This is a genomic window from Pseudoalteromonas sp. MelDa3, assembly GCF_002863625.1.
Lineage (GTDB): Bacteria > Pseudomonadota > Gammaproteobacteria > Enterobacterales > Alteromonadaceae > Pseudoalteromonas > Pseudoalteromonas arctica.
The window spans coordinates 13,649-36,156 of the sequence record NZ_PJBR01000034.1; the positions used below are offsets into that span (position 1 = coordinate 13,649).

The following is a 22,508-nucleotide window of genomic DNA, read 5'->3' on the forward strand; positions in this document are numbered from 1 at the left end:
TGTTTTAGATAAACATAAAATAAGATCTCAGGTTAAATAATGTCGCGCACTTGTTGTTTAAATGACTTGCCAATTTTAACTGACACGCCTGATGCTAGTTGAACGCTTTCATTACTTAACGCAACAACTTTATTTTTGTTAATAACGTAAGATTTGTGGACTTGAATAAATGAAGTATCAAGCTCTTGCAATATGTATTTGAGAGTACTGCTTGCAAGTAATGCTTTTTCACCTTGCCATACTTTTACATAATTTCCATAAGCCTCAAACATGTCTATATCGCCTAATTGAATTTTATGTTTTTCACGATCGATTTTAAGGGTAATAGTCAGAGGTGCCTTGGGATTTAGCGTTATGTGTTTTCTTTTTTTCCGTACTTTATTGAGTGCTTGTTCAAGCCGTTGCGCAGAGACTGGTTTTAGTAGGTAGTCAGTTACGTCAAGTTCAAAACCGGCTAAAGCATATTCTTGATATGCACTAATAATAATCACTTGTGGTCGATTCGCGAGCACTTTTAGTAATGCAATGCCTGATAGTTCGGGCATGTTTATGTCTAAAAATAACAAATCAATAGATGATATGGCTAAAGCACATAATGCATCTTTAGCGTTAAGGTATTGTCCGCTTATATTAATATCTTTATGGGCACTTAAATGATGCAGTATAACGTCATGCGCGAGCGGCTCGTCATCAACAATTATTGTGTTTAGCATGCAGCCAGCTCCAATTTAAGTGTGGTTTGCCAAAGGTTTTTATTTTCATTAATAATTAATGTGTGCTTATTTGGATATAAAAGAGTCAGCCTACGGCGTAAATTGTTAAGTCCCATCCCATGCTCTGAATTGTTATTAGGTAGAATAGGGTTAGAGGAAAATAGCGTTAGTATGTTATCGGCCATGGTGATTTTAAACACAACCGTTACTTTTTGTGAGGTGGGCTCTACACCATGCTTTATCGCGTTTTCTAAAATCATTATTAACAGTAGCGGCGAAATTAAATAGTGTTGTTGATATTCAGGCCATTGCACATCAAAGTTGCAGCGCTCAGCACTTCGTAAATGCTGCAATGCAATAAAACCTTTTAAGTAATTAATTTCTTTTTCTAAACTCACCTGTGCTTTTTGACCTTCGTAAACACTGTAACGCAGTAAGTTAGCTAATTTCATAACAAGATCTGGTGCATTATCTGCTTTTTTTAATGTCAGTGCGTAAAGGTTGTTTAATGTATTAAATAAAAAATGAGGGTTAATTTGCTGTTGAAGTAGCTTTAGCTCTGTTTTTGTTTGTTGTTGGGCAATGTTGCTAATTTGAACGTGTTGTTGCTGTCGTTCAAACGCTAAAATAATCGGTGTGCTTATAGCCAAAAACAAAAATACGAACTGATAATTTTCAGGGCTAAAAATATTATTATTACCGCCAGGTGTTAAGTTAGCAATGCCTGAGGGTAAATCGTTAATAGGTAACAGTAGCAAGCACGATGTTAATACAGGTGTAAGTGCAACGAGGCTTATTAAACTTGCAAACAAAAATATTAATACGCCATGATAGGTTAATACATAGCGTATTAATAAATATCTATTTAATAAATACACTCCATATACTAATCCGGCACAAACAGTAATTTGCCAAAGGTAACCCAAAAAAGTATCAAACTGTGTGAATACTTTATAAACATCAATAACAGGCTCAATAGGCTGGTTTAACATAGGATCAGTGTGCGTATTGAGTATGCTTGATGTAACTATTGCCCAACCTAAAAGTACTATAAACACGACTGTATCAAGTGAAAACAAGGATTTAAGCCATTTATTACTCAACACATTGTTATTTTTATTAGTGCGTTTAGTAATAAGCCATATACCACTTGCAGATGCGCACAGTGTCCAACATTGTGCATCAAGGTATTGCCATTGCGAAAAGTTAAGAAGTTGGTTATTAAATACTAGCAAGAGAGATGGATAGGCTAAAAAGCCTAACAGCCAAACTATGATTGCGGGTGTAAGTAATAAACGATATGCAAACGCATGGGCAATAAAAAAGGGAATACACTGTAAAAAAAGTTGAATATTAATAGTCAGATATTGGCTAGTTGAATCCATATGTGATGACAAAAAGCGTATATGAGAGTCGAGCATAATAGCGGCTATTAGCGGTAAAAAAATTATTAGCTGGGTAATGCTAAAGCGTTGCCATATTGGTGTATTGGCTTGCTGCATATGTGACTCCGTTTTTATTATAGTTTCTGAGCAGATACGCTTAGATAAAATTGTCTTTTTATTTTAAACATTACCTTTGCACAATTCACTACGCTGAGCGCGCTATATTATCCATAAAATTGTTTCAATCATAATTTATTTTTAAAATAGTTATTTTATTTCATAGGGTTAGTAACCGTTTTAAGCATACTAGGCGGTTTATTTAAATGATGAAAGGTCATATTTAAATGACCAACGTTACTTTTTTATGTTCATCATTTATTTCAATACGTTAACCATTGTTTTCTCGCTTGTATTGACTTGCTTTCTTAAGCTGGTGCTATACCAATTAAGGATGAAAATAATGCTTACACTGAAAAATATTAACAAAAAATACGCAGATGGTACGCAGGCTTTGAATGATGTGACGATCACTCTACCCGCCGGTATGGTCGGTCTACTTGGCCCAAATGGGGCGGGTAAATCAACACTTATGCGCACACTCGCGTGTTTACAAAATGCCGACTCCGGGCATATTAATTTTAATGGCCTTGATGTGATTAGCCAACCAGATGCGCTTAGATCGCAGCTAGGTTATTTACCACAATATTTTGGCGTGTATCCCAATATGAGTTGTCGGGCGTTACTTGAGCATATTGCCGTATTAAAAGGCATAGATGGTAATGCACGCAAAAACCAAATTAATAGCTTACTTGAACTAACCAATTTGACTCAGTTTGCTAATAAAAAGGTCGTTAATTTTTCGGGAGGAATGAAGCAGCGTTTTGGCGTGGCTCAGGCTTTGTTAGGTAACCCAAAACTAATTATTATGGATGAACCCACTGCTGGGCTTGATCCTGTGGAACGAGAAAGTTTAAATAATTTACTCGTTAGTATTAGTCAAAATAGGTTGGTATTGTTATCGACCCATATTGTTGAAGATGTAGAAAATTTATGTCACTACGTGGCCATTATAGATCAAGGAGCACTCATACAAAGCGGTGACGTAAAAGAGTTACTAGTTCCTTTAGAAGGTAAGATTTGGCAGCTCGAAAGTTTACCTACGGGCATACCGAATCAGCATGTATTAAGTAAGAGCCATCACTATGGTAGAGCGTCATTTCGTGTCTATGCAGACACAGCGCCTGCACAAAATGCAATAAACTCGCCCGCTACGCTTCAAGACAAGTACTTTTTTGCAGTCAATGAAGGAAGTCAAACATGTTAATTTTTAATGAGTGGCGATATGCAGTGCGCCAACCACTTGTTTGGCTGTGCATTATTATTCCTTTAATATTTTCGGTTATGTTGTCCTCTGGGCTTGCAACAGTTGAAGTTGATTCGTTAAAACAATTTAAGTTAAATATTACAATGCTACAAATGATGCAGTTACCTGTGCTTGTAGGAGTATTGGCACCCGTTATATTTTTACGAGATCAGCACGCGTCAATGCAGGAGCTTATTTATGCTACGCAACCTAGCTTATTTAAGCGCAGTTTAGCAAGAGTATGCTTACTGATTTGCTTGGTTTTTATTATTAGCTTAATTAGCGATTTAGTAATGATATACATGCATGTAAGGCAATTTGGCTATATATCAAATATGGTTTCTTTTACTGTATTTAATAGCTTTTTAGTGTTGTTACCAAATAGCTGCTTTTTAGTTGTTGTTGCCTTTTTTGTTTGCCATAAATCAACGACTTCATTACCCAATTATGTTGTTTTTGCGGTGTTGTGGATAGGCTACATAATGCTTGCAAGTATTACCGGAAATCCATTACTTGCTGGAAGTAGTATTATAAGCAATCGCTTTTATACATTATTTTTTTGGCTTGACCCTTTTGCATACACCGCCGTAATAAACAGTTTAACCAATTCATTAGGAGCTTCATTTGCTATTAATCGCGTTGTTGTGAGTATGCTTGCTGTTGGTATTTTTTATATTACTTTTAGTAAAAATAAAAAAAACACATTATTAAAGAGTCAAAAAGGTAAAAATAATAACGAATGCGTTCGTTACAACACGTTAGAACCCGCTGAATATAAAACTGCGAGAGTCACGCAAAAACCATTTTTGATGATGGCCAGTTTATACAAAATTACGCTGGTTAATTTGGTTTCACACCCTGTTACTTTACTGATTATTTTTGTTTGGCCGGTGATGGTTTTTAATAGTGTTGCCTCGTCGTCTGGTTATGTTGAACCAATGAGTATTATGAGCACCACAAGCCTTGATGCAATTAGCTATTATGCATTTGATATGCAATTGTTGTTTGGCACTTTATTAATGGCTTTGTGGAGCTGGCAAGTAAGCTGTTTCGCTAAATACTATAATATAGCTGAGCTGATCGCTGCCACACCGCTCAAAACATATTACTTTTTAAACAGTCAGTTATTGGTCCTAGGTACTATGATATTGGTTTTTTTAACAATGAGCTTATTAGGGGCAAGTGCAGCTCAGTGGTTTTTACACAGTGCATATCAATTTGAAGTACATTTAACCATTTTATTTTTGATGGCAATTGTGCTTGCCATTATTGCGTGTGTATTTTTGTGTGTATTTAATTTGTGTCGTTCGCAGCTTATTGCGGGTTTGCTAATTGCTGTTATTTTACTGATCAAATTTACACCGATAATGACTTACCTTGGTCTCACGCATACACTGTGGAGTGTTGGTTGGACGCCTTTGCAGGCACCGGATAACTTTTGGGGTTATCGCGCAAGTATCAGTAGTTATTGGCCTTATATATCAGTTTGGTTAGTGGCGTGTATAAGTTTAGTTATAATTACGGGGATTTTTAATCACCGAGGTGCCGGGTTGAGCCAAAGAGTAATGGGGGTTAAACATTTTTGGTTACTTATACCTTTACTTATCACTGTGGCACTATTTACTCAATTACATTTAAGACTGGTTGAAGAGAAGCCTTTAACCAACTCGCATAAACGCGAGGCATTTAAAGCACAATACGAAAAAGCATTCTCACAATGGCGCAATGTAGCACAGCCAAACATTGTGCACATTGATGCTAATGTAGACTTTTATCCGCATCAGCAGCAAGCTCATTTTTCCTTAATATATACCTTAAAAAACACCCATCAAGCCCCTATTAAAGAGATATTGGTTGGGCGCTCTGGTTTTTATAAATGGGCCGATATTGAAATCGATGGCGCGCAAAGGGCTAAAAGCTTTCCCTTGCTTAATCAAGCTGTGTTTAAGTTTGAGAATGAAATGCAGCCAGGAGAAATTCGTAAACTAGTTACGCGGTTTGATGTTCATCAAGCTAAGCTTTGGCCAGTAAGAGGCCATCAGATAATAACCCCTGAATTTAGCTATATACGATCAGTGCCTTTATTGCCGACTGTTGGCTATCAAGATAATTATGAATTAACCGATCCTATACTTCGTCAGCAACACGCACTTAAAGTGAAGTCGGTGATTAGACCCACGAAGCTATTTGCTAAAACGGCGAAAGCAAGTATTCATTACCAGTGGCTTACTATGTCGAGTAAAGTGAGTACAACAAGTGGTTATCAGGTTATAACCCAAGGAGAGGAAATATCACGTACCAGCAAAGGTGACCGCGAAATATTTCATTTTGAGACTCGTTCACCCATAAATGCAATCCCAGCTTGGGTGACGGTGCCTTATTCCCCTGTTACCAAGCAGCAAAATGGCGTGATGTTAAACGTGTTTGCTAAAGATAAAAACGAGCCAGCACGAGCGGAGTCTATAGCTGTAAATCTTAGCGCAATGGGCGATACAATAAAATGGCTTAATAATATAAGCCCTTATAGAGCAAAACAATTGAATTTAATAGGCTCGCCTAGTGTTGGTGCTACAGGTTATGCATTGCCGCAACTTATACTTATTGAAGACAGTGTTGGTTTTAGATCAAAGCCAAGTGCTAATGCAGGCTTTGATCAACGCTATCGCCGTGCAGTTCACGAAACCGCGCATCAATGGTTTGGCCATGATATTGGTAATGGGGTATTTTCAGATAGCGCTTTTTTAGTGGAGTCTATGGCAAAGTATATTGAGCTTGTTGTTATAGAGCAGCGTTATGGGAAAGCGACAATGCAAGCGCTGGTTGAGTATGAAACAACACGCTATGAGCAAAGTATGCTGATGAACATAAAGGAGCGAACAGCCTTGGTTGATGCTACACAAAGCTTTGACCAATATTCGCGAGCAACCATTGTCTTTGCTAAGCTACGCGCTGCTATTGGGGATGAACCCATTATTAATGCGCTCAAGTTGGTTTGGAAAAATCATGGTTATCCAAACAGTCCCGCCAATTCTATGGATTTTATACGAGCATTAAAACATGAAGCTGGAAAAGAACAAGAAAGCTTAATAAACACACTGTTTTTAGAGTAAGTACGTTTAATTTGAACATATATTTAGTAAATCAAAAGCCCTATTATTTTAGGGCTTTTTGTTGCGTGCAGATTATTTTGCATTATTTACCTGCGCTAGTAACTCTATAACTTTTTGTTGACCAAATGTTTGTGCAAATTGCTCGGCTGTTTGACCGGCTTTGTTTTGATGCGCGTTATCGCAATCAAGTGATACGAGTGTTTTAGCTATACTAAATTCACCTCTAAAAATAGCGGCCATTAGCGCTGTGTTGCCACGGTTATCTTCTAAACAGGCATTAGCGCCTAAGTGTAAAAGTGTATTAACCGTGTTTTTATTACCATGGTAAGTAGCAATCATTAACGCGGTGTAGCCTTTATTGTTGTAGCTGTCGATAGGAATACCGGCATCTACAAATTGCTCTATTACAGCTGTGTCGTTTGTGCGTGCTGCGGCAAAGTAATAAGCAAATAAGCTATCGTATTGAGTTTTTACAGAATGTTGGCTTTCAACTTGCGAACTGGGTGTTTGTGTATCTGATGTATTTTGAGCGTAAACGCTACTGGTAAAGCTCAGAAATAGAGCGACTATAATTAATAAATTACGCATAACAATTGTCTCTTATAAAAGAGGAAGGGGTTTATTCCTTCCTCATGGTTGTGGTTTAAATAGCTATTTAGTTGGGACTAATTGCTTTTAACTAGTTGCTTATAAGTTAGCGGCTAGTTGTTTAACCATTTTAAGGTCGCCGTTTACAGCTTTAGTTAAGCGTGTACCGTACTCGCTATCAGCTTTGTAAAAGTGGCTAAGCATTTTGTGTTTAACTTTGCTGTTTTGCACTTTTCCTAAATCGCCTGCTAGGTTATTAACTAAGTTTGTACGTTCTTGTTTGCTAAAGCCACGATACAAAACACCCGCTTGCGCGAAGTTTTGCTGCTTTTTAATCGCGGCTTGTTGTACAAAGCCTTTTAGCTCTGTGTTACTTCTACGTGCAATTGGGTTTTCAGCTACGTTTTCTTGGCTTGGCTGGTAGTTCACATTGCTTGTAGTGTTACCAATATTCATTGCGCCGTCTTGGTTGTAGTTAACCACTTCAACTTTTGCACGGTTAATTGGCAATTGCTGGTGGTTAGCACCTAGGCGGTACATTTGTGTATCAGCGTAAGAAAACATACGACCTTGTAATAGTCTGTCTTCTGATGGCTCAATACCTGGAATAATGTTTGCCGGTGCCATTGCTACTTGTTCCGTAGATTGGAAGAAGTTAGTTGGCATACGGTTTAAGGTCATTGTTCCTACTTTAGTTTCTTTAATGTCTAACCACATTTTTGTTGCATCTAACGGGTTGTAATCAAAATCATCAAGCTGCGATGGATCAAGCGTTTTAATGTACAGATCCCATTTTGGGAAATTGCCTCTGTTTATTTCAGTGTATAAATCTTGTGTTAAATGTTGAAAGTTTTGGCTTTGTACTTTTGCCACTTCTTTTGCGTCAAGGTTATCAATACCTTGTTGGCTTACCCAATGAAACTTAACGTATTTAACATCGCCCGATTTATTAATCATTTTGTATGCATGTACACCCCAACCGTCCATTTTACGAAGACTTGCTGGTGTACCGTAGTCGCTGTAAACCCACGTTAGCATTTGTGTAGAACCTGGTTCGTGCGAGAAAAAATCGAATACGCGGTTAGGATCTTGAATGTTATCAACCGGTGATGGCTTTAACGAGTGAACCATGTCTGGAAATTTAATCGCATCGCGAATAAAGAACACCGGTAAGTTGTTACCTACTAAATCCCAGTTACCTTGGTCTGTGTAAAACTTAGTTGCAAAGCCACGTGGGTCACGCAGTGTTTCTGGGCTGCCTTTTGAGTGAATTACTGATGAAAAACGAACAAATACGTCTGTTTCTTTACCAGCTTGTGTAAACGGTGCTGCAATTGTTAAATCGTCTAGCTCTTTTGATGCTACAAACACACCGTGTGCGCCGGTACCACGAGCATGCACAACACGCTCAGGAATACGCTCACGTGCAAAGCGTTGCAGTTTTTGAATTAGTTGCACGTCTTCTAGTAATACACTGCCACGTTCGCCAGCAGTAATTGAATTTTGGTTGTCGCCAACAGCTGCGCCGTTATCTTTAGTAAGTGTTGTTGCTGCGCTTGCCGGTAATGCCATTGCAAGTGCTAGTGCAGTTAGTGTTAATTTTGTTTTGTTTATTTGAGTATTCATTGTCGACCTCATCTATTTAAAAGTGCCGGCAGTGGTGCAGGCTGTTAATCTGTTAACGATAGTATTGATTTTATTAACTTCGGTAAAACTGATTAATTAGATTGATGTGATTTGTAAAACAGATGAAATAAATTAACAGGAGCACTTTTTACGTTAACGGAATTTTTTTACTACGACCTTGGTCGCAATATGCTTTTATAAAGTTGATTAAATACAAAGGTTTTTAGTTTTATCTGAGTGTATTTTCACCAAGCTGGTGCGTTTTATACTTACAGTGTGTTGACATATTCGTGCAATAAAGGGAATATGCTCAATCGGTGGGCTTATGCTCATTATTGGGTTGCACTAAAAAGCTGCACAATATTAATCGCGCTTAACTCGTTATACTTAAATTAGCTAAACCAAACAGTTTTAATAAGGTGACAAGATGAATACTAACATTGAGCTAGTGATATTTGATTGTGATGGCGTTGTTATTGATAGCGAAATTTTAAGCGCACAAGTACTCATTAATATGCTTGTTGAAAAAGGCGTTGATATTGACCGTGCTTATGTACAGCAACACTTTTTAGGCTGCAATTTTAAAACAGTAAGCCAAAAAATAGCGGATGCATTTAATGTCACTCTTCCTGAAAGCTTTGAAGGTGACTACCGCGAAGCACTGTTAAACGAATTTGAAACAGGGCTAACCACGACTGACGGTATAAAAGACGTACTTAACAATTTAGCTGTGCCTATTTGTATAGCTACTAGCAGCAGCCCAGCACGCACCGCAAAAGCGTTGAGCGTAGTGAGTTTAAGTAAGTACTTTAGCGATACGGTTTTTACCAGCAGCGAAGTTAAGCGTGGCAAACCAGCACCCGATTTATTTTTACATGCAGCTAAACAAATGGGTGTAAAGCCAGAGCATTGTTTAGTGATTGAAGACAGTAAAGCCGGCGTAAATGCAGGAATTGACGCCAACATGCAAGTACTGCATTACAGCGGTGGGCAACATATGCAAGGCTCTGTTAATCATGTACACAGTGCTTACCCAAATGTTGATCATTTAACGCATTGGCAAGATTTTTTTAGTGCATACCCTGCACTTAAAAAGCAGTAAACACGCAGCTTTTTAAATACACCAAGTTTTAAACGCGATTTGCTCGCCTTACTCACTGACAGGCAAGCAAACGCAAAATATAAATGTAGATGGTTTTGCTTTACTAAAAATAAAACAAAACATGGCGAAACATCATGCGTTTATAAGCCAAATTATAAAAGGCAAAGTATTTAGGTATTAAATCTTTTGCTGTTAACAATAGGAAATACCATGGCAACGAGTCCACACACACAAACATTTAAAGATGTAAACGAAGAGCAACTTCCTGTTGCTAATAATAAGCTTCATGGCTGGAAACATTTTGCAGGGCTATATGCTGGCGAACATGTTGCGGCTACTGAATTTGTTATTGGTGCAACGTTTGTTGCATTAGGCGCTTCAACCATCGACATTCTACTGGGTTTATTAATAGGTAACCTGTTAGCAATGTGTTCTTGGTGGCTGATTACTGCACCCATTGCAGTAGAAACCCGCTTAAGTTTATATAACTACTTAAACAAAATCGCTGGTAACTCAATGACCAAGCTCTATAACTGGGCTAACGTGGTTATTTTTAGTGTTATATCGGCCGCTATGATCACGGTATCCTCCACCGCCGTGCGGTTTTTGTTTGATATACCTGCACAACTTGATTGGTATCCAAATAGCTTTTGGTTTGTAGCCATTGTTTTAGCTGTTGGCTCTATTGTTGTGTTTGTTGCGATGTATGGCTTTTCTACGGTTGCTGACTTTTCGAAACTGTGTGCGCCGTGGCTATTTGTTATATTTATTGCAGGTTCGTTCGCGTTATTCCCTGAGCTTTCAAATCACGTATTAGGTTCTACCTCTTTAACTAGCTTTAGCGACTTTATGACCATAGGCGACTCCTCCATATGGACGGGCACCAATGCCGATGGTGAAAAAGGCATTGGCCTATTAGAAGTGATTGGCTTTGCATGGGCTGCTAACTCAATTACTCACTTTGGTTTAATCGACATGGCTATTTTTAGATTTGCTAAACGCAAAAGCTATGGCTTGTTTTCTGGCGTGGGCATGTTTTTTGGTCATTACTTAGCGTGGATCTCTGCCGGTATTATGGGCGCAGGTGTTGCGGTATTACTTAAAACAACTATTTCATCACTTGATCCGGGCGATGTTGCATACCATGCATTAGGTTGGACTGGCTTTGTTATTGTAATTATTGCCGGTTGGACTACAGCTAACGCAAACCTTTACCGTGCAGGTCTTGCAGCACAATCTATATTTGTTAATCAATCACGTGAACGCACAACTGCTATTGTAGGTGTTGTAACCGTGATTATTGCGTGTTTCCCGTTTGTATTTTCACAAATGCTTCCTCTACTTACCTACGCAGGCTTATTAGTTGTGCCAGTAGGCGGCATTGTGTTTGCTGAACATGTGTTATTTCCTAAAATTGGCCTAACACGTTACTGGGCTAAATATAAAAATATTACCCGCAGCGTACCGGCTATAGCATCTTGGGCGCTGGCGCTTGTATTTGGCTTTGGTTTAAATGCTATTGATGTAATGTCGTTTTACTACTTGTTTATTCCTACGTGGATTTTCACAATCGTTATTTATACGCTTTTAGCTAAAAAATACGGCGCCGGTGACGATTACACACAAGAGATTGCAGCAGAAGAGCAAGAGCAACGTGATATTAAAGAATATCAAGCTGCTGAAGCTAAAGACATTCCAAAGCCAGTAATTGACAGCTCTGTATTTACCAAAGTACTTAATGCGGTTTCTACGGTTTCACTGGTTATTATTTTTATATTTGCCAGCCAGGTGATGTTTTTCAGTGAAACTATGAGTATGTACAGCGCTAATAAATCGCAATTCGAAATAGCCTGTTTTATTTGTACTGTTATTTATTTTGTTACTGCGTACTGGTCGTTAAAACGCCATAAAGTACTCAATACAGCATCGTAATTACTTATCGTAATACAGTATCGTAATTTATATTTTATTTTTGTTTAGTAAGGTCGCACCATGACGCAACATCAACACACTGACGCTCTAGTTACAGGGCTAAACCAACAAAGCTTGGCTCAATTACCAAGCCATGTTGATACACCAACCTACGACCGTAGCGCAGTTAAAGCCGGTATTGTTCATATTGGCGTGGGCGGTTTTCATCGTGCTCATCAAGCGGTATATGTTAACGAGCTTTTAAAAACCCCAGGCTCTGAGCAATGGGGCATATGTGGTGTTGGCCTTTTAGAGGGTAATCGTGGTCTGCGTGATATTTTAAAGCAGCAAGATTACCTTTATACGCTTACTGTTAGACACCCAGACGGTAAAATAGATAACAAAGTAATTGGCTCAATGATCGACTTTTTGTTTGCTCCAGAGGACAAACAAGCGGTAATTAATAAGTTAGCGCACAGCGATACTAAAATTGTGTCGCTTACTATTACCGAAGGCGGCTACAACTTTAACCCTGCAACGGGCGAGTTTGATTACAGCAATCCAGATATTATTAACGACATTAATAACCCGAACGACCCAATTACAGCGTTTGGTTACATTACGGCTGCGTTAAAACTGCGTAAAGAGCAAGGCCAAGGCGCGTTTACAGTACAGTCGTGCGATAACATTCAGCACAACGGTAACGTAACACGCAAAATGCTTTTAGCCTTTGCTACAGAGCAAGACAAAGACCTAAGTGAGTGGATTGAGCAAAACGTATCGTTTCCAAATGCGATGGTTGACCGTATTACACCGGTATCTAAAAAGAGTGATATTGATTACGTGGTTGATGCATATGGTGTTAGCGACGAGTGGCCAATTACCTGTGAGTCATTTACACAATGGGTAATAGAGGACACATTTAGTGACTCTCGTCCAAATTGGGATGTTGTTGGTGCACAGTTTGTTACTGATGTAACGCCTTATGAAACCATGAAAATACGTTTACTTAATGCAGGGCATTCTGTGCTTGGTTTATTAGGTTCAATCCATGGCTATGGCACTATTGACGAAACGGTATCTGATGAATTATTTGCCACATACCTGCGTGCTTTTATGGATAAAGAAGTAACGCCAAATCTTGAACCACTTGAAGGCATTGACCTTGAAAGCTACAAAGATACGTTAATAGAGCGTTTTGCTAATCCTAATATTAAAGACAGCCTAGCGCGTATCTGTAGTGAAAGCTCAGCTAAACTGCCTAAGTTTTTAATTGCCACAATTAACGAAAACCTAGTACAAGGTCGAGATGTATCACTGGCAACGCTTGTTATTGCAACTTGGTGTTTATACAGCGATAAGGGTTTAAGTGAAAACGGCGAAAAGCTTGAAATTCAAGATGCGATGCACAAAGAGCTTAATTCTTACGCGCAAGAGACTCAAACTAGCCCGATTGCATTTTTAAAGTTAACGAGCTTGTTTGGTAAGCTTGAGCATAACGAAACGTTTACTGCTGAATATAAAAAGTCGATTGCTGCGTTGTATGCACCTAATAGTAAAATTAAAGCCATTATGCAGGCTGTACTTGATCAAAAGAGTAACTAATTATGAGCATTTTAATTAATCATAAATCAGGCGAAAACGTAAGTGTTAGCTGCTTTGGCGAAGTGCTGTGGGATTGTTTTGATTCAGGTAAACGCTTAGGTGGCGCGCCACTTAATATGTGTGTGCGTATTAACTCACTAGGCATTAAAGCCGATATGATCAGCGCTGTTGGTAACGACGAGTTAGGCGCTGAGTTACTAGGCGAAATTACTAGCAAAGGCGTAAGCTGCGAATACATTGCTATTGATAGTGACAAAAAAACTAGCACGGTTGAGGTAACGCTCGACAGTGGAGGTTCTGCAAGTTATGAAATAGTTGCAGACACTGCGTGGGATAATATAGCGCTTACAGATGAGTTACTTAGTAAAGTTAAAAGTAGCGATGTATTTGTATTTGGCAGCTTAATTGGGCGAAGCGAAGCGTCTTTAGCAACATTAAATCAATTAGTTGATGTAGCAAACTTCAAAGTGTTTGACGTAAACCTGCGTGCACCGCATTACAAGCTAGAAACACTTGTAGATTTAATGAATAAAGCAGACTTTATTAAATTAAATGATGAAGAGCTATACGAAATAGCAAAAGCGATGGGTTGTAAGTTTCATTCGCTTGAACAAAATTTAGCGTTTATTGCACAGCAAACAAATACCGATTACTTATGTGTAACCAAAGGTAGCCACGGTGCTTTGTTAACAATCAAAGGCGATAATTTTTATAATTCAGGTTATTTAATTAGCGTAATTGATACTGTTGGCGCAGGGGATTCGTTTTTAGGTTCGTTAATATATCAGCTTTGTAGCAACGACGACGCGCAATATGCCGTTGACTTTGCATGTGCTGTTGGCGCTATGGTCGCCGAAAGCTCTGGTGCAACACCTACTTTAACGCATCAACAAATTAGTGAGTTTATGAACCCACTTTAAAAAACATTGTGTGTGAAAGCGGTTATAACGTAAAAGTTTAACCGCTTTTTTTGTGCCCAAAATAAGACGTGTGTAATAAACATTCAATGTGGAGCGTTAAGTGTGCAGGTTGCGTAAATAGTGGCTTATATCGATTATTGTATTAGCTAAACGTCTTATTGTTTGAGGGTTGAAGCTTTGTTATTGTTCGTCGATTATTCACGGATTGAAAAGGCGGGGCGACACACAATGCGCTCTATAACTAAAATACAAAAAGAGAAACGTGCTTTATGATCATCTTTTTTATCTGCCTCACTATTTTAATACTGGGCTATAAGTTTTACAGCCCATTTGTTGAAAAACAAGCCGGTTTGGATTCAACTGCTGACACACCACAAAAACGCTTTAGCGAAGGTGTTGATTACGTAGCTATTCACCCTGTACGAGCATTTTTAATTCAGTTTTTAAACATTGCTGGCGTAGGTCCAATATTTGGCCCAATTTTAGGCGCTTTATACGGACCAGTTGCACTAGTATGGATTGTACTTGGTAATGTTTTAGGTGGCGCTGTACACGACTTCTTCTCAGGTGTAATGAGTATAAAAGAAGACGGTAAAAGCCTACCAGAAATCGCAGGCCATTATTACAACGTCGTATTTAAAGGCTTTATGCTTGTATTTACTGCCATGCTACTGTTTTTTGTAGGTGTGGTATTTATTATGAGCCCTGCAGGTTTGCTAAGTAACCTTGATTTCTTTGAAGGTACAATACTGGCAAATAATACCTTTTGGGTACTCGCTATTTTAGCGTATTACTTTTTAGCTACCTTGCTACCAATTGATAAAATCATTACTAAGTTTTACCCAATTTTTGGTGCGCTAATGATTGTAATGACAGTGGCAATTGCTATCTCATTACTTATTAATGCGCCGCACTTACCGGTACCAAGTGACTTTTTAGCTTACTTTGAAGCTGACCACGCACATGACTTTTTAGAGCCAAACCCAGATGGATTACCAACATGGCCATTGTTATTTATAACAATTACCTGTGGTGCTATTAGTGGTTTTCACTCTACTCAAGCGCCAATTATTGCGCGTTGTTTAACTAACGAAAAATACGTACGTCCAGTTTATTACGGCGCTATGATGTGTGAAGGTATTGTAGGTTGTGTATGGGCACTTGCTGGTATTGCAGCGTTCCCAGATGGTTACGCGGGCTTAAAAGCGTTGCTTGACCAAGGTGGTCCAGGTTTAGTTGTTAATCATGTAGCTAACAGTTACTTAGGTGTATTTGGCGGTATAATGGCAATTATTGCAGTAGCCGTTTTCCCAATTACTTCTGGTGATACAGCGTTCCGCTCATTACGTTTAACAGTTGTTGATGCGTTTAATATTCCGCAAAGTTTACGTAACCGTTTATTAGTAGCGGTGCCTATACTTACTATTGCGTACTTTATGACGAAACTCGATTTCTCATTAATTTGGCGCTACTTTGCATTTTCAAACATGCTGCTTTCTACAAGTGTATTATGGCTTGCCACTAAGTACTTGTTTGACCGTGGTACATTCCATTGGATTGCGAGTGTTCCTGCTGTTATAGCAACAGCGGTAACGGTTTCTTATATTGGCACTGCAGCAATTGGTCTTAACTTATCAAGTGATTTAGGTAAACCTATTGGCGCTGTAGTAACAGTGATTGGCTTAATTGTTTTAGCTATTGTGCACTCTAAGCATAAAGTTAAACCAACAGCGATTTAATAATCACATAAGTTATTTAAAGTATTAAAAAAGCGAGCTATTCATTATGGATAGCTCGCTTTTTTTGTGTACTAAATTTAGGTATTACTGAGTTGCAAGTTCAAAGTAACTATTATCGTCGAGCGTTTTGCTTATCATCATAGCGCCCTCAAGCAAGCTCACTGTTTGAATAGCCGCTTTAGTAGGGTTGAGTTCACCATTAGCTAAGTGCGCAGCGCTAAGCCATGTTAGATTTTGATTAAAAAAGCGTTTTACTTCAAGGCGTACTTTATCTGGAAGGCTATCGCTTTCGGCTCCTAGCAAACCACATAAACACATTTTACGATCGGTTACTAATGCACTTCTAAAAAGCTGAGTGTACACATCAATAGGATTTTTACCGCTTGCTTTAAGCTCGTTTGGCTCGCCTAACGCAGCTAAAAAAGAATTAGTATATTGATGAGCAAGCTCAGCACCTAAATCGGCCTTAGTCGGAAAGTGATAGTGCACACTGGCGCTCTTAATTCCGACTTCGCTGGCGAGCTCTCTAAAACTAAAATTACTGTATCCGCCAAGGCGCACCTTGTTTTCAGCTGCTTTTAATAACGCTTCTTTTTTACTCACTTTTAATATTTTCCTATCTGCAGTAATACCAATTTTATTAAAACATGATCATTGTATCGCATTAAACAACTCACTAACTGCGTTAAAAATTATTCATGTAGAATAATTAGATGTCATAATTTTCGCCTTGTTATTGCGCTATTTTCTTAGCGCTATAATAGATCACTTATTTAATGCAATTGGTATAGCAAAATTATCGACCAGTAGGTAGTTATTTACAAGCGTTTTTATTTTTAAGCAACCCCCTAATTTTATTATGAATTAAGTTAAATCCTATAAATCAGAAAAATTTAAACGTTGACTTAAATTTAGTTTAATATTATAAATTACCTATCGGTAGATAGGTTCTGCCATTAATTCACTTTTAAACAATAAAGATAGAGATTGCTATGAAAATTTATGATGTAGAAAACTTTCCAAACCCACTTCGTGTTCGTATCGCTTTAGCTGAAAAAAATGCCACTTCAAATGTTGAGTTTGTACCTGTTGATTTATTAAATGGTGAGCATAGAACAGAAGCCTTCTTAGCTAAAAACCCATTAGCAGGTGTGCCCGTATTAGAGCTAGATGACGGCACGTTCATATCAGAAAGTACCGCTATTACTGAGTATATTGATACCGCATTTGAAGGCCCATCTTTAATGGGTGAAACCGCAAAAGAGCGTGCAGTAATTAACATGATGCAAAAACGCGCAGAATCTATGGTGCTTGACGCTGTGGCAACTTACTTTCATCATGCAACTGATGGCTTAGGTCCAGAGCTTGAAACGTATCAAAATGTGGCTTGGGGTGAAAAACAAGGCGAAAAAGCACGCCAAGGGTTTAGCTATTTTAATGATGTACTAGCGCAATCGGCATTTGTTGCTGGTGAACAATTTAGTATTGCTGATATAACATTGTATGCTGGACTGGTATTTGCTGGATTTGCACAAATAGCAATCCCGAATGAGTTAACCCATTTAGTTGCATGGCAAGAAAAAGTAGCAAAACGCCCAAGTGTTGCGGCTTAATTAGGTTATTAGTTTAAAATTTAAGTGGAGTTACGGTTAGGAGCCAAATATGAAAATTGCTGCCGATTTTAGTAAACGAGTTGTGGTACATAGCGAAACGCTCCCGTGGGTTGCATCGCCAATGGTGGGCGTTGATAGACGAGCACTAGATCGAGTAGGCGATGAAGTTGCTCGTGCAACAACAATTGTTCGCTACGCACCTGGCAGTGAATTTTCGCCGCATGTACATACAGGCGGTGAAGAGTTTGTTGTGCTTGAAGGGGTATTTCAAGATGAGCACGGTGACTTTGTGGCAGGTTCTTATATCCGTAATCCACCGCAATCAAAGCACAAACCGGGGTCTGAAAATGGCTGCGTTATATTTGTAAAGTTATGGCAGTTTCAGCCAGATGATCGAACCCACGTGCGTTTACAAACAGACTTGATGCAAAGTACGGCGCACCCTAGTTTTAAAAATGTAGCCGTAACCCCTTTATACAAAGACAGCTTTGAAGAGGTAAGCTTGCTGCACTTTAAGCCCAACGCCTGCATGGTTATAAACGCAAAAGGCGGAGCAGAGCTGCTAGTACTTGAAGGCTCATTTGATGAGCAAGCCGATACCCTTGTAAAAAACAGTTGGTTAAGAGTGCCTATTAACAGCTCTGTTAACGTTAAAGCGGGAAGTAATGGTGCAAAAGTATGGCTTAAAACGGGCCATTTAACTGATGTAGAAAACCAGATATCTCGCGTACAAAATGCGTAATTGAGTCGTTTATTTGAGACTATTTATTGATTTAGTTCAGGACTAATTAATTTTAGAGGGTGTACTTTTACCATTCAGCCTATTTAAGGAGAGCAGTAATGGTACACACAACACATGGTTTATCGATTGGTCTTGAACGTGCAGGAAGAGAGTTTTTTTTAAAACTTAAAGCCGTTGGTACGCTTACTCACGACGACTACAAAATAATTACCCCAATGATAAACTCAGCTCTTGGCGAAGTTAAGCACCCAGTTGTAAACGCCTTAATAGATGGTAGCGAACTTGAAGGTTGGGAACTACGCGCAGCGTGGGATGACTTAAAGTTAGGTGTTAAGCACTCTAAAGAATTTAAAAAAGTAGCTATTTACGGTAATAAAGAGTGGCAAGCTCGAATGGCAAAAATAGGTAACTGGTTTATCTCGGGTGAGGTTCAATACTTTGAAAATGCTACCGCAGCCATAGATTGGCTAGATGAATAGCTTGATTGAAAAAATTAAATTAAAGCACTCTTATCGAGTGCTTTTTTGCTCTATGAGTAACATTGTTAGGTAGTTACATTCGGTTTATTTCAATTGTTAATACAGCTCTATTAAAATACACTCATTATTATTGAGCAAACTACACATTATAAAAACAATGAAACAAGTACTTACCTTTATTACATTCCTGATATTTTCGACATCGATACATGCAAAAGATAACAACATATTCACGCCGGTGAGCGATCTTTTTTTGGCTGTTTCTAACGTTGACCACACGCAAATGCGTGCAGCCGTTGATGATTCATTTTTACTTTTAGAGCACGGTGAAGTGTGGACTATTAATGACTTTATAAATGTTGTTAAGCCTTCTGACTTTATAAGAACTAATTATTTTAGTGTTATAAATTCGCGTGTAGTGGGTGATGTTGCTTTTATTAATTACTGGAATAAAGCCAATATTAAAAACACCGAAAGAAGTATTGATATTTATTGGTTAGAAAGTGCCGTTGTATCAAAAGTGGGCGATAAATGGTTGTTATCGCAAATGCACTCTACTCGATTACCCCAAGATGAAATACCTAAAGGTGTCACCTTTATAAAGCAATAGATATAACTCTAACTCTAACTTAAAGCCCCGTAATATGGGGCTTTAATCGTTTAAATTATATCAGCCAACTCAGGTAATGCCCCTTTAGGGCTAATGTCGACACTCTTTAGGCGCAATGCCAAACGTTTGTTTAAATAAACGACTAAAGTGGCTCGCGCTATTAAATCCAACATCAAAGCAAACTTTACTAATTGCATGGCCCTGTAGCAATTGAGTACGCGCTTTTTTAAGTCTTAATTGTTGCTGCCAAAGGGCTGGGCTAGTGCCAAATGCAAGTTTAAACTGCTGATAAAACTTACTGCGGCTCATACATGCTATTTTGCATAAGGTATTTATGTCGAGCGTTTCACTTAAGTGTTCTTCAATATAAAGCAGGGCGTCGCTCACCTTTGTTTTAAGACGTGGCTTATCGCAGCTAGCCAGCAATAGCTCGCGGCTTTGTTGTTGTAATAAACGGGTGATCAATTCGTTTAACGACAAATCAATCAAGTAATGTCGCTGTGCGCCTTGCTCACTAAATAAATGCACCATGCGCTCTAATAATTGCTGCGTTTGAATATTATGTTGGGTATGCACTAACTGCGGTACATATTCAAATAAGCCATCGTGTGCAAAGTTTTGCTGCATGTTAAGTGCATTCGCCACAGCGTTTATTTTATCTTTGCTAATTTCAATCGCTAAACAGGTGGTTGGGGCGTGCATTGATGCTTGTGGAAAATCAATTAAAACACCTTGCTCTGGCGCTAATACAAACGACTCGTGTGGTAAAAATGCTTTATGGTATTGGCTGCTTTCTACGTGCATTACCTTTTTGCCGCTAAGCATGGCACAAAACAGCAGCTCGTTTGAGTGCAGTGCCACCTTTTGCGCGCTTTGATACGTGTCGTAAATACTCAACTCACTGCTATCTGCAGCGAATGTGACTTTATTTTCTATTAATACATCAAGTTGTTGGCGTTTTTTGTTTAACTGAGATGTGTGCATATCAATCCTTTAGGTTTTTATTAGTTTGGACTCACAGACAACTTTTGTGGACAGCTAATCAAGTTTTTAGGTGCTTGTTAGTTTAATGTCGATTAAATATAAAGCATTTTGTTTTATATAAATGTTCGACCTTTAGCTAACAACAATAAAGAGAGCACACACATGATATATGCAAATCCAGGTAGCGACGGCGCACTCGTAAACTTTAAACAACAATACGGAAACTACATTGGCGGAGAGTGGGTAAAGCCTGTAAATGGCCAATACTTTGATAATATAAGCCCAGTAAACGGTAAGGTATTTTGCCAAATACCGCGTTCAGACAAAGACGACATAGAGCTGGCTCTCGACAAAGCGCATGCAGTGCGAGAGCAATGGGGCACAACGTCGGTGACCGACCGAAGTAACATACTGCTAAAAATAGCCGACCGAATTGAGCAAAACCTAGAGTTATTAGCTGTTGCCGAAACATGGGATAACGGTAAAGCAATTCGTGAAACACTCGCTGCTGATATTCCGCTAGCGGCCGATCACTTTCGCTACTTTGCGGGGTGCCTACGATCGCAAGACGGCACTATAGGTGAAATAGACGCAACCACCGTTGCGTATCATTTTCATGAGCCACTAGGGGTTGTTGGGCAAATTATTCCGTGGAACTTCCCTATTTTAATGGCCGCCTGGAAACTAGCGCCAGCACTTGCTGCAGGTAACTGTGTAATTTTAAAACCGGCTGAGCAAACACCAGCTTCTATTTTAGTTTTAATGGAGATAATTGGCGATTTACTCCCTGCAGGCGTATTAAATATAGTAAACGGCTTTGGTAAAGAAGCGGGTGAAGCACTGGCAACAAGCAAGCGTATCGCTAAAATTGCATTTACAGGTTCAACGCCTGTGGGCTCACATATTTTGAAATGCGCTGCTGAAAATATTATTCCTTCAACGGTCGAGCTCGGTGGTAAATCACCTAATATATTTTTTAATGATGTAATGGAAAAAGACGATGCGTTTTTATCCAAAGCTATTGAAGGCGCCGTGCTTGCTTACTTCAACCAAGGCGAGGTGTGTACGTGCCCATCAAGGCTGTTTATTCAAGAAGACATTTACGAGCAGTTTATTGAGCGAATACTCGAACGTACCTTAAAAATTAAACGCGGAAACCCGCTAGATAGCGAAACTATGGTTGGCGCACAAGCTTCAAAAGCGCAATTTGATAAAATACTGAGCTACATTGAAATAGGCAAAAAAGAAGGCGCTGAAGTACTCACTGGCGGTAATGTAGAGCAGCTAAGTGATGACTTAAACGGTGGTTACTACATACAACCTACGTTATTAAAGGGCACAAACGATATGCGTGTGTTCCAAGAAGAAATTTTTGGCCCTGTTATTTCAATGTCGACCTTTAAAGATGAAGCCGAAGCACTCGAGCTTGCCAACAGCTCTGAGTTTGGTTTAGGTGCAGGTGTGTGGAGCAGAAACATGAATCGTGCTTATCGTATGGGTCGCAAAATAGAAGCAGGGCGAGTGTGGACTAACTGCTATCACATGTACCCAGCACACGCTGCGTTTGGTGGTTATAAAAAATCAGGAATAGGGCGCGAAACGCACAAACTGGCACTGGAGCACTACCAACAAACTAAAAACCTATTAGTGAGCTACAGCGAAGATCCGCTCGGCTTCTTTTAAATAAAGAGCCTAAGCTTTAAATAAACAACCATTAAGTAATAATGCCAGCGCTACCTATTTGTAGCGCTTTTTTTATAGGCAATCAACCGTTGATAATGGCCATGTAGTCCAACATTTTAGCGTTGCAGAAAATAACATTATAATGACGGTGTTTACGAGTCCTACTTAAAAAGCGCTAATTTAGCGAGTATACAGTGGTGTAAATATAAGGAGCCTTTAAATAATATTTTTATCCTTCCTCAGTTGAGTAAATTTCTATTTGTAGATCATTACCAGAATAAAGTGCCGCAATGCATCTAATCCACTAAATATGAACTTTTTCAAGCTTCTTTATT

Annotated in this window: 18 protein-coding genes; 12 read left to right on the forward strand and 6 right to left on the reverse strand. The window is 38.9% G+C overall.

The annotated features are described in order from the left end of the window. Positions 1–32 precede the first annotated feature (32 nt). Positions 33–713 (reverse strand): LytR/AlgR family response regulator transcription factor, encoded by a 681-nt coding sequence (locus CXF89_RS08975; protein WP_121954402.1) that lies wholly within the window; start codon positions 711–713, stop codon positions 33–35. After that, positions 707–2,215 carry a sensor histidine kinase gene (locus CXF89_RS08980; protein ID WP_121954403.1) on the reverse strand — a complete coding sequence of 503 codons (1,509 nt, stop codon included), beginning with the start codon at positions 2,213–2,215 and terminating at the stop codon, positions 707–709. The genes CXF89_RS08975 and CXF89_RS08980 overlap by 7 nt, the downstream gene beginning before the upstream one ends. A 343-nt stretch (positions 2,216–2,558) precedes the next feature. Here CXF89_RS08980 and CXF89_RS08985 point away from each other — a divergent pair, with 343 nt between their 5' ends. Continuing rightward, positions 2,559–3,422, forward strand: coding sequence for an ABC transporter ATP-binding protein (locus tag CXF89_RS08985; protein ID WP_121954404.1), 864 nt, complete (start codon positions 2,559–2,561; stop codon positions 3,420–3,422). Next, the gene (locus CXF89_RS08990) at positions 3,416–6,571 is read left to right on the forward strand and encodes a M1 family aminopeptidase (protein WP_257983193.1); all 3,156 of its coding nucleotides are present in this window, start codon (positions 3,416–3,418) and stop codon (positions 6,569–6,571) included. The genes CXF89_RS08985 and CXF89_RS08990 overlap by 7 nt, the downstream gene beginning before the upstream one ends. 72 nt (positions 6,572–6,643) lie before the next feature. On the opposite strand, the gene CXF89_RS08995 is transcribed toward CXF89_RS08990, so the two are convergent. Together CXF89_RS08995 and CXF89_RS09000 are read right to left on the reverse strand one after the other, a co-directional pair. Beyond that, positions 6,644–7,159, reverse strand: a complete 516-nt coding sequence (locus CXF89_RS08995; protein ID WP_121954405.1) for an ankyrin repeat domain-containing protein — start codon at positions 7,157–7,159, stop codon at positions 6,644–6,646. A 99-nt stretch (positions 7,160–7,258) separates the two neighbouring features. Beyond that, positions 7,259–8,785, reverse strand: a complete 1,527-nt coding sequence (locus tag CXF89_RS09000) for a catalase (protein ID WP_121954406.1) — start codon at positions 8,783–8,785, stop codon at positions 7,259–7,261. 427 nt (positions 8,786–9,212) lie between these two features. Here CXF89_RS09000 and CXF89_RS09005 point away from each other — a divergent pair, with 427 nt between their 5' ends. The 5 genes from CXF89_RS09005 to CXF89_RS09025 all read left to right on the forward strand — a co-directional run bounded on the left by CXF89_RS09005 (position 9,213) and on the right by CXF89_RS09025 (position 16,062). Continuing rightward, positions 9,213–9,887 carry an HAD family hydrolase gene (locus tag CXF89_RS09005; RefSeq protein ID WP_024591940.1) on the forward strand — a complete coding sequence of 225 codons (675 nt, stop codon included), beginning with the start codon at positions 9,213–9,215 and terminating at the stop codon, positions 9,885–9,887. 210 nt (positions 9,888–10,097) lie between these two features. Further along, the gene (locus tag CXF89_RS09010; RefSeq protein ID WP_121954407.1) at positions 10,098–11,819 is read left to right on the forward strand and encodes a purine-cytosine permease family protein; all 1,722 of its coding nucleotides are present in this window, start codon (positions 10,098–10,100) and stop codon (positions 11,817–11,819) included. Positions 11,820–11,879: 60 nt separating this feature from the next. Next, positions 11,880–13,403, forward strand: a complete 1,524-nt coding sequence (locus tag CXF89_RS09015) for a mannitol dehydrogenase family protein (RefSeq protein WP_121954408.1) — start codon at positions 11,880–11,882, stop codon at positions 13,401–13,403. Between the two features lie 2 nt (positions 13,404–13,405). Further along, positions 13,406–14,323 (forward strand): carbohydrate kinase family protein, encoded by a 918-nt coding sequence (locus CXF89_RS09020; RefSeq protein ID WP_121954409.1) that lies wholly within the window; start codon positions 13,406–13,408, stop codon positions 14,321–14,323. Between the two features lie 269 nt (positions 14,324–14,592). Continuing rightward, positions 14,593–16,062 (forward strand): carbon starvation CstA family protein, encoded by a 1,470-nt coding sequence (locus CXF89_RS09025; protein ID WP_101216372.1) that lies wholly within the window; start codon positions 14,593–14,595, stop codon positions 16,060–16,062. 84 nt (positions 16,063–16,146) lie between these two features. On the opposite strand, the gene CXF89_RS09030 is transcribed toward CXF89_RS09025, so the two are convergent. Continuing rightward, on the reverse strand, positions 16,147–16,665 hold the full coding sequence (locus CXF89_RS09030) for a TetR/AcrR family transcriptional regulator (protein ID WP_101163235.1): 519 nt from the start codon (positions 16,663–16,665) through the stop codon (positions 16,147–16,149). 389 nt (positions 16,666–17,054) lie between these two features. Here CXF89_RS09030 and CXF89_RS09035 point away from each other — a divergent pair, with 389 nt between their 5' ends. From CXF89_RS09035 to CXF89_RS09050, 4 genes are all read left to right on the forward strand, one after another. After that, entirely contained in the window at positions 17,055–17,675 is a 621-nt protein-coding gene (locus CXF89_RS09035; protein ID WP_121954410.1) for a glutathione S-transferase family protein, read from the forward strand. A gap of 49 nt (positions 17,676–17,724) precedes the next feature. After that, complete coding sequence (locus CXF89_RS09040) at positions 17,725–18,417, forward strand: cupin domain-containing protein (protein WP_121954411.1); 693 nt, start codon at positions 17,725–17,727, stop codon at positions 18,415–18,417. A 98-nt stretch (positions 18,418–18,515) separates the two neighbouring features. After that, positions 18,516–18,896 carry a SpoIIAA family protein gene (locus tag CXF89_RS09045; RefSeq protein WP_002960091.1) on the forward strand — a complete coding sequence of 127 codons (381 nt, stop codon included), beginning with the start codon at positions 18,516–18,518 and terminating at the stop codon, positions 18,894–18,896. A 157-nt stretch (positions 18,897–19,053) separates the two neighbouring features. Beyond that, positions 19,054–19,506: a nuclear transport factor 2 family protein gene (locus tag CXF89_RS09050; protein WP_007584284.1), complete on the forward strand. Its 453-nt coding sequence runs from the start codon at positions 19,054–19,056 to the stop codon at positions 19,504–19,506. A 90-nt stretch (positions 19,507–19,596) separates the two neighbouring features. On the opposite strand, the gene CXF89_RS09055 is transcribed toward CXF89_RS09050, so the two are convergent. After that, complete coding sequence (locus CXF89_RS09055; RefSeq protein ID WP_121954412.1) at positions 19,597–20,490, reverse strand: AraC family transcriptional regulator; 894 nt, start codon at positions 20,488–20,490, stop codon at positions 19,597–19,599. Positions 20,491–20,652: 162 nt separating this feature from the next. On the opposite strand from CXF89_RS09055, the gene CXF89_RS09060 reads away from it, so the two are divergent. Then, the gene (locus CXF89_RS09060) at positions 20,653–22,173 is read left to right on the forward strand and encodes an acetaldehyde dehydrogenase ExaC (RefSeq protein ID WP_007584266.1); all 1,521 of its coding nucleotides are present in this window, start codon (positions 20,653–20,655) and stop codon (positions 22,171–22,173) included. The last annotated feature ends 335 nt before the right edge of the window (positions 22,174–22,508 follow it).

Bases quoted from the DNA above. Each gene is read 5' to 3' on its own strand.
- CXF89_RS08975 (WP_121954402.1), bottom strand. From the start codon at position 713: ATGCTAAACACAATAATTGTTGATGACGAGCCGCTCGCGCATGACGTT.
- CXF89_RS08980 (WP_121954403.1), bottom strand. From the start codon at position 2,215: ATGCAGCAAGCCAATACACCAATATGGCAACGCTTTAGCATTACCCAG.
- CXF89_RS08985 (WP_121954404.1), top strand. From the start codon at position 2,559: ATGCTTACACTGAAAAATATTAACAAAAAATACGCAGATGGTACGCAG.
- CXF89_RS08990 (WP_257983193.1), top strand. From the start codon at position 3,416: ATGTTAATTTTTAATGAGTGGCGATATGCAGTGCGCCAACCACTTGTT.
- CXF89_RS08995 (WP_121954405.1), bottom strand. From the start codon at position 7,159: ATGCGTAATTTATTAATTATAGTCGCTCTATTTCTGAGCTTTACCAGT.
- CXF89_RS09000 (WP_121954406.1), bottom strand. From the start codon at position 8,785: ATGAATACTCAAATAAACAAAACAAAATTAACACTAACTGCACTAGCA.
- CXF89_RS09005 (WP_024591940.1), top strand. From the start codon at position 9,213: ATGAATACTAACATTGAGCTAGTGATATTTGATTGTGATGGCGTTGTT.
- CXF89_RS09010 (WP_121954407.1), top strand. From the start codon at position 10,098: ATGGCAACGAGTCCACACACACAAACATTTAAAGATGTAAACGAAGAG.
- CXF89_RS09015 (WP_121954408.1), top strand. From the start codon at position 11,880: ATGACGCAACATCAACACACTGACGCTCTAGTTACAGGGCTAAACCAA.
- CXF89_RS09020 (WP_121954409.1), top strand. From the start codon at position 13,406: ATGAGCATTTTAATTAATCATAAATCAGGCGAAAACGTAAGTGTTAGC.
- CXF89_RS09025 (WP_101216372.1), top strand. From the start codon at position 14,593: ATGATCATCTTTTTTATCTGCCTCACTATTTTAATACTGGGCTATAAG.
- CXF89_RS09035 (WP_121954410.1), top strand. From the start codon at position 17,055: ATGAAAATTTATGATGTAGAAAACTTTCCAAACCCACTTCGTGTTCGT.
- CXF89_RS09040 (WP_121954411.1), top strand. From the start codon at position 17,725: ATGAAAATTGCTGCCGATTTTAGTAAACGAGTTGTGGTACATAGCGAA.
- CXF89_RS09045 (WP_002960091.1), top strand. From the start codon at position 18,516: ATGGTACACACAACACATGGTTTATCGATTGGTCTTGAACGTGCAGGA.
- CXF89_RS09050 (WP_007584284.1), top strand. From the start codon at position 19,054: ATGAAACAAGTACTTACCTTTATTACATTCCTGATATTTTCGACATCG.
- CXF89_RS09055 (WP_121954412.1), bottom strand. From the start codon at position 20,490: ATGCACACATCTCAGTTAAACAAAAAACGCCAACAACTTGATGTATTA.
- CXF89_RS09060 (WP_007584266.1), top strand. From the start codon at position 20,653: ATGATATATGCAAATCCAGGTAGCGACGGCGCACTCGTAAACTTTAAA.